The following is a 6582-nucleotide window of genomic DNA, read 5'->3' as shown; positions in this document are numbered from 1 at the left end:
GCCGCATAGCCGCCGAAGTCGAAGAAGAACAGGAAGGGCGCCGGGTTGATCCGCCGCAGCGCGCGGTAGAGCGCGAAGGGCGGCAGGCCGAAGGGCACCGAGAAGCGCTGGCTGAGGACGACCTGGAAGACGTCGCCGGCGCGGATGTATTCTTTGGCTTTCTCGACCGCCTGCAGGAAGTCGGGCCTGGTGAAGTTGCTCGACGGCTCGGGCAGGGCGGGCAGGTTCGCGGGCGGCGCCGGGCGGGGCAGCGGGCGGTCGAGGGCAGCCTCGGCCTCGTCCAGCCGCGCCTGGGCGGCATCCCAGGCAGCTTGCGCGTCCTGGCCGGGCCAGACGGGCGCGCAGAGCGTCAGGGTGTCGCGGACATGGTCGAAGACGGCGACCAGGGTCGGCCGCATCATCACCGAATCCGGGATGCCCAGCACGTCGGGCTTCAGCGCCGGCAGCTTCTCCATGTGCCGGACCATGTCGTAGCCGACATAGCCGAACAGGCCGACGCCGATCGGCGGCAGGCCGGCCGGCAGCGGCATGCGGCATTCTTCCACCAGCGCGGCCAGGCTCTGCAGCGGGGCCTGCGCCTCCGCGGCGAAGGCATGCGGGGCGGAGAGGGCGTGGCGGTTGATCTCGGCCGCCTCGCCGCGGCTGCGCCAGATCAGGTCCGGCGCAAGGCCGATCGCCGAATAGCGGCCGCGGGCGGCGCCGCCCTCGACGCTTTCGAACAGGAAGGCCTGGGGCTGGCCCTGCACCAGCTTGAGATAGGCGCCGACGGGCGTGTCCAGATCGGCCACCCGCTCGCGCCACAGCACCTGGCCCTGGCCAGCCCCGAGGCCGGCCGCGAAGGCGGTAAAATCGGGGCTGACGGCAGCACTCACGGGTTGGACACCTGGTTCAGCACGGGCTCGTTGACGGTGATCTCGGCCCTGGAGCGCAGGGCGTCGAGATACTGGCTTTCCAGATCGGCCAGCATGGCCTGCTCCACCGCGCTGCGGGTGCGGCCCAGCGCCAGCGGGTCGGAGGCCGGGTCGAAGGGGATCACCTGCGTCACCTGGGCGACGGTGAAGCCCAGCGTGCCTTCCGCCATGGTGGTGGCATTCGGCGCCGTCGCGAAGAGCGGCGCCAGCAGCTCTGGCGGCACCGTCGGGTCCTGGCTGTCGCGGGTGACCGGGCCGATGCGGCGGGCGACCAGGCCGGCCTCGCGCGCGGCGTCGGCCAGCGACTTGCCGTCCTTCACCGTGGCCATCAGGCCAGCGGCGCGCTCTTCCTGGTGGCGGCGGCGCTCGGCGGCGATCCAGGCATCCTGCACCTGCTCGCGCACCTCGGCGAAGGGGCGCAGCGCGGCGGGGACGATCTCCTTCACCTCGAAGGCGAAGAGCGCGACCTGGCCGGCCTCGGCGAGGCGCGGCATCTCGCCCTGCTGCGCGGCGAAGGCGGCGCGCAGCGCGATCTGCAGCGGCTGGCCGGAGAGCGGCAGGGCCACCGAGGCGCCGTCGCGGCCGCGGCCATTGGCGTCGATGGTGACATCGGCGACCTGCAGGCCGAAGCGCGGCGCGACCTCGGCCAGGCTGCCGCCGGCGGCTAGCGCATCCTCGACCTGGTTGGCGCGCTCGAAGGCGACGTCGGTCGCGCGCTCGCGCTTCAGGGCGGTCTCGACCTCGGCGCGGACGGCGTCAAACCCGCGGGTCTCGCCGGCCTCGATGGCGCTGACATGCACCACGTGCCAGCCGAAGGCGGTCTGCACCGGCTCGCTCACCCCGCCCTGCGGCAGGGCGAAGGCAGCCTCGGCCAGCTCCGGCAGCGGCAGGCCGGCGCGATCGGTCTCGCCGAGCTCGGTCGCCTGGCCGCCCTCGGCCTCGGCGGCCGTCTTCATGGCGGCGAAGTCGGCGCCCTCGCGCCAGCGGGCGGCCAGCGCCACCGCCTTCTCGCGGTCGCCGATCAGCACCTGCTCGATGCGCCGCCGCTCCTGCTTCTCGTAATTGCCGAGATGCGCCTCATAATAGGCGCGCAGATCGGCCTCGGTCACCTGGACATCGGCCATCACCGTGTCGGGCGACAGCACGCCCAGCACGACATGGCGGAACTCGGGGGCCGAGAAGCGGTCCGGGTTGTTCTCGTGGAAGCGGGTCAGCGCCGCCTCGTCCGGGGCGGCCGGCTCCGGCGCCGCCGGGAAGGGCAGGCTGACGATCTCGGCCACGCGCTGCTCGCGCTCCCAGGCCAGCAGCGGGCGGGTCAGGGCGTCGGGGCCGGCGGCGCCGGAGCGGACCGCGCCGGCCAGCTGCTGGCGCAGCAGGTCGGCCTTCAGCAGGCCGAGGAAGGCCGGCTCGCTCAGCCCGTTGTTGCGCAGGAAGCTGTCAAAGGCCATCCGGTTGAAGCGGCCGTCCGGGCCCTGGAAGGCCGGAATGGCGAAGACATAGTCGCGCACCGCCGCCTCCGGCACGGCGAGGCCGAGGCGCGTCGCCTCCTGCCGCTGCACCCGGTCCATCACCATGCCCTCGACCGCCTGGCGGGCGATGGCGCGGGACATCTCGGCATTGATCTCGAAATTGCCGCCGAGCTGGCGCTGCACGCGCTGCACCTCGCGGCGGGCGGCGTTCTGCGCCTCCGGCAGCTCGATCCGCTCGCCGCCCACCCGGGCGACGGCGGTGTCGTTGCCGAAATTGCGGACGACGTCCTCGATGCCCCAGATGGCGAAGGACATGACCAGGAGCAGGAAGAGGCCCTTGGCGAACCAGGTACCGGCAAGACGGCGCAGGGCAGTGAGCATTGTGTTCCGCGGCAATGAAGGCGGGCGGGACCATAGGCAAAACCCGCCCGGTTGCCAAACGCCGCCACGGCCTGTAGCGCCTTTTGCCCGAAGCGGGCCCGCCGCCGGCACCCGCGACCAACCGAAGGAGCCGAGCCATGACCCCGGGTGTGCGCCCCCTGATCGCCGGAAACTGGAAGATGAACGGGACGCTGGCCGAGGCCATCGACCTGGCGCGCTCGGTCGCCGCGGCGCCGCCGCAGAAGGCCGACCTCCTGGTCTGCCCGCCCTTCGTCCACCTGGTCCCGGTCGCCGGCGCCCTGCTGAAGACCGAGGTGGCGCTGGGCGCCCAGGACTGCCACGCGGCCGGGAAGGGCGCCCATACCGGCGACGTCTCGGCGCCCATGCTGGCCGATCTCGGCGCCCGCTACGTCATCCTGGGCCATTCCGAACGCCGCGCCGACCACGGCGAGACGGATGCGACCGTCCGCGCCAAGGCCGAAGCCGCCCTGGCCGCCAAGCTGATCCCGGTGGTCTGCGTCGGCGAGAGCGAGGCCGAGCGCCTGTCCGGCCAGGCCGAGAGCGTGGTCGCCACCCAGCTGGCGGGCAGCCTGCCCCAGGGCTTCGCCGCCGCCGGGGGCGTGGTCGCCTACGAGCCGGTCTGGGCCATCGGCACCGGCCGCACGCCGACCGAGGAGGACATCGCCGCCATGCACGCCCGCATCCGCGCCGAGCTCGGCGCCGAAGGGGCGGGTCTGCGCATCCTCTACGGCGGCTCGATGAAGCCCTCCAACGCGGCGGGCATCCTGGCACTGCCCAATGTCGACGGAGGCCTCATCGGCGGGGCGAGCCTGAAGGCGGATGACTTCCTCGCAATCGCGAAGGCAGTCTGAATAGAAGGCAGACAAAGGCCAGGGGAATGAATTCCCCTGGACCCCTTCTTCTTTCTGTCAGATTGCCATGTCCACGTGGGAACAGTACGCGCCACGGCCAATGCGCAGCGCGACCTTTGAGGTCGCGCTGCTTTTTATGAAAACGGCGTCCCGCCGTGATGCCCTGGCTGTGGTGCCGGGAAGGCGCTGGTCCCCGAACGGCCGGTCATCAGAAAAAAGATGGGGGTTCGGGGGAATTCATTCCCCCGACCTTGTCCTGTCTGACTTCCTGGCCTGACACTCTCCCTTATGACGACGAACAACACCCTCGAGCAGGTTCTCGCCGCGCTCGATTCCGCCCGGGCCGAGACCGAGGCCAGCCTCATCGAATGGCTGCGCATTCCGAGCATCAGCGCCCAGCCTGCCCATGCCGCCGATTGCCGCAGCGCCGCCGGCTGGCTGCTGAAGGAGCTGGAGGCCATCGGCTTCGCCGCCCGCCTGCGCGAGACGCCGGGGCATCCGGTGGTCATCGCCAGCCATCCGGGGACGGGCGGCGATGCCCCGCGCGTGCTGATCTACGGCCATTACGACGTGCAGCCGCCGGAGCCGCTGGCGCTGTGGACCAGCCCGCCTTTCGAGCCGGTCGTCACCGAGGGGCCGCGCGGGCCGCGGCTGGTGGCGCGCGGCGCGGTGGACGACAAGGGCCAGGTGCTGACCTGGCTGGCGGCGCTGCGGGCCTGGCACAAGGTGGCCGGCGGCCCGCCGCTGCCGGTCACCGTGCTGGTCGAAGGGGAGGAGGAGATCGGCAGCGCCAACCTCGACGCCGTGCTGGCGGAAGAGAAGGCGGCGCTGTCGGCGGATCTCGCGCTGATCAGCGACACCAACATGTGGGCGCCCGGGGTGCCGGCGCTGACGGTCAGCCTGCGCGGCATGGCCTATGTGCAGATCGATTTGAAGCTGGGCGACCGCGACCTGCATTCGGGCCTGTTCGGCGGCTCGGCCGGCAACGTGCTGAACCTGCTGACCCGCATCCTGGGCGAGCTGCATGACGAGGAAGGCCGTATCCGGATCCCGAACTTCTACGACGGGGTGATCGAGCCGGGCGGCAACGAGCGCGCAGCCTGGGATGCGCTGGGCTTCGACGAGGCGGCGTTTCTGGGCGCGCAAGGGCTGTCGGTGCCGGGCGGCGAGCGCGGCCGCAGCGCGCCGGAACGGCTCTGGGCGCGGCCCACCGCCGATATCAACGGCATCTGGGGCGGCTACATGGGCGAGGGGTCGAAGACCGTGATCGCCTGCGAGGGCCATGCCAAGCTGTCCTGCCGCCTGGTGCCGGGCCAGGATCCCGCCAGGATCGTCGAGGGGATCCGGGAGTTCGTCCAGTCCCGCCTGCCGGCCGATGCGAAGCTGGAGCTGCAGGTCTTCGGCCTGGCGCCGGGCGTCTCCATCCCGACCGATTCGCTGGTCGTGCAGGCGGCGGCCGCGGTGCTGGAGGAAGAGTTCGGCCGGAAGGCGGTGCTGGCGGGCGGCGGCGGCTCGATCCCGGTGGTCTCCAGCCTGAAGGGCATCCTGGGGCTCGACAGCCTGCTGATGGGCTTCGGCCTGGACGACGACCAGGTGCACAGCCCGAACGAGAAGTTCGAGCTGGCCTGCCTGCATGCCGGCAGCCGCAGCCATGCCCGGCTGATGGCCCGCCTGGCCGCGCCCAAGGGCTGATTTTCTGCGTTGCGGCCGGGGATTTACTTCCTCGGCCGCGACGCATCGCTCAATTTTCGAGACATTTCATATTTGCACGGTTGCGCCCCCGATGCTTGGTTGGCGGGCGCCTCGGGGGAGGCGCGCGCTGAGCTTTGGGGGGATGCGATGAGCCTGGGATTCAGGGTGCCGGGAACCGGCGACCGCAACATCGACGCGGTGCTGTGGGGGGTGCGCTGGAAGGCGACCGACTTGACCTTCAGCTTCCCGACCGATGCCAGCGGCTATTCGGGTGAGGAAGACGAGATCGACCTGGCCGAGTTCGGCGCGGTGACGCCGGAACTGGCCTCGGCCATCCGGCTGATCTTCCAGTCGCAGTACTCGGCCGTGACGCCGCTGACCTTCCGCGAGGTGGCGCCCGGCACCGACAGCGCCCTGACCTTCGGCACGCTGACCAGCGAGCGCTCGGCCCATGCCAACCTGCCGCGCTTCGACCCCGACAGCTTTGCCGGCGACATCTGGTTCAATGACGCACTCTTCGCCACGGCGCCGCGCGGCAGCTACGCCTATTTCAACGCGATGCACGAGATCGGCCATTCCCTCGGCCTGAAGCATGGCCACGACGCCGGCAATCCCGATGAGATCTATGGCGTCAGCACCCTGCCGCTGACCGCCGATCGCGACAGCATGGAATTCTCGATCATGACCTACCGGGCCTATCCGGCGGGCAGCATCGAGGACGGCACCACCGTCACCGACGGTCACTATCCGCAGTCGCTGATGATGTACGACATCGCGGCGTTGCAGTACCTCTACGGCGCCAATTTCCGGACCAATTCCGGCGACACCGTCTATCGCTTCGATCCGCAGACCGGGGAGATGTCGATCAACGATGTCGGCCAGGGCGCGCCCATGGCGAATGTCGTGCTGCTGACCATCTGGGATGGCGGCGGCGACGACACCTACGACTTCTCCGAGTACAGCGGCAACCTGCAGATCGACCTGGCGCCGGGCGGCTGGACGGTGCTGGGCGGCGAGCAACGCGCCGAGGTCGGGCCGGACGCCCTGGCCCAGGCCAATGTCTACAATGCGCTGCAGTACCAGGGGGATGCCCGCTCGCTGATCGAGAATGCCATTGGCGGCAGCGGCAACGACACCATCAACGGCAACGACGCCGACAACCGGCTGTCGGGCGGGGCGGGGCTCAACATTCTCGACGGGCGGGGCGGCTTCGACACCGCGGTGATCTCGGCGGCGCTGACCGAGGTGACCTATGGG

The 6582-nt window shown here is 70.8% G+C and carries 5 protein-coding genes; 3 read left to right on the top strand and 2 right to left on the bottom strand.

Features of this window, described 5'->3' with window-relative positions:
* Positions 1-872: chorismate-binding protein (locus BKE38_RS28030; RefSeq protein ID WP_207553706.1), on the bottom strand; the 872-nt coding region annotated here is incomplete at its 3' end.
* Complete coding sequence (locus tag BKE38_RS28025) at positions 869-2761, bottom strand: peptidylprolyl isomerase (protein WP_076960447.1); 1893 nt, start codon at positions 2759-2761, stop codon at positions 869-871. The genes BKE38_RS28030 and BKE38_RS28025, both read right to left, overlap by 4 nt.
* Before the next feature lie 137 nt (positions 2762-2898).
* Between BKE38_RS28025 and tpiA the strand changes: the two genes are divergently transcribed.
* The 3 genes from tpiA to BKE38_RS28010 all read left to right on the top strand — a co-directional run.
* The gene (gene tpiA / locus BKE38_RS28020; RefSeq protein ID WP_076960446.1) at positions 2899-3633 is read left to right on the top strand and encodes a triose-phosphate isomerase; all 735 of its coding nucleotides are present in this window, start codon (positions 2899-2901) and stop codon (positions 3631-3633) included.
* A gap of 288 nt (positions 3634-3921) precedes the next feature.
* Positions 3922-5325 carry a dipeptidase gene (locus BKE38_RS28015; protein WP_076960445.1) on the top strand — a complete coding sequence of 468 codons (1404 nt, stop codon included), beginning with the start codon at positions 3922-3924 and terminating at the stop codon, positions 5323-5325.
* A 147-nt stretch (positions 5326-5472) separates the two neighbouring features.
* Positions 5473-6582, top strand: a 1110-nt coding sequence (locus tag BKE38_RS28010; protein WP_076960444.1) for a M10 family metallopeptidase, incomplete at its 3' end; no start/stop codon positions are given.

This window comes from Teichococcus deserti (assembly GCF_001982615.1).
GTDB lineage: Bacteria > Pseudomonadota > Alphaproteobacteria > Acetobacterales > Acetobacteraceae > Pseudoroseomonas > Pseudoroseomonas deserti.
The sequence above is the reverse complement of the archived record's forward strand: the minus strand, read 5'-3'. Positions and strand labels throughout refer to the sequence as shown.

Coding starts and splice junctions, on each gene's coding strand:
- BKE38_RS28015 (WP_076960445.1), top strand. CDS start 3,922: ATGACGACGAACAACACCCTCGAGCAGGTTCTCGCCGCGCTCGATTCC.
- BKE38_RS28025 (WP_076960447.1), bottom strand. CDS start 2,761: ATGCTCACTGCCCTGCGCCGTCTTGCCGGTACCTGGTTCGCCAAGGGC.
- tpiA (WP_076960446.1), top strand. CDS start 2,899: ATGACCCCGGGTGTGCGCCCCCTGATCGCCGGAAACTGGAAGATGAAC.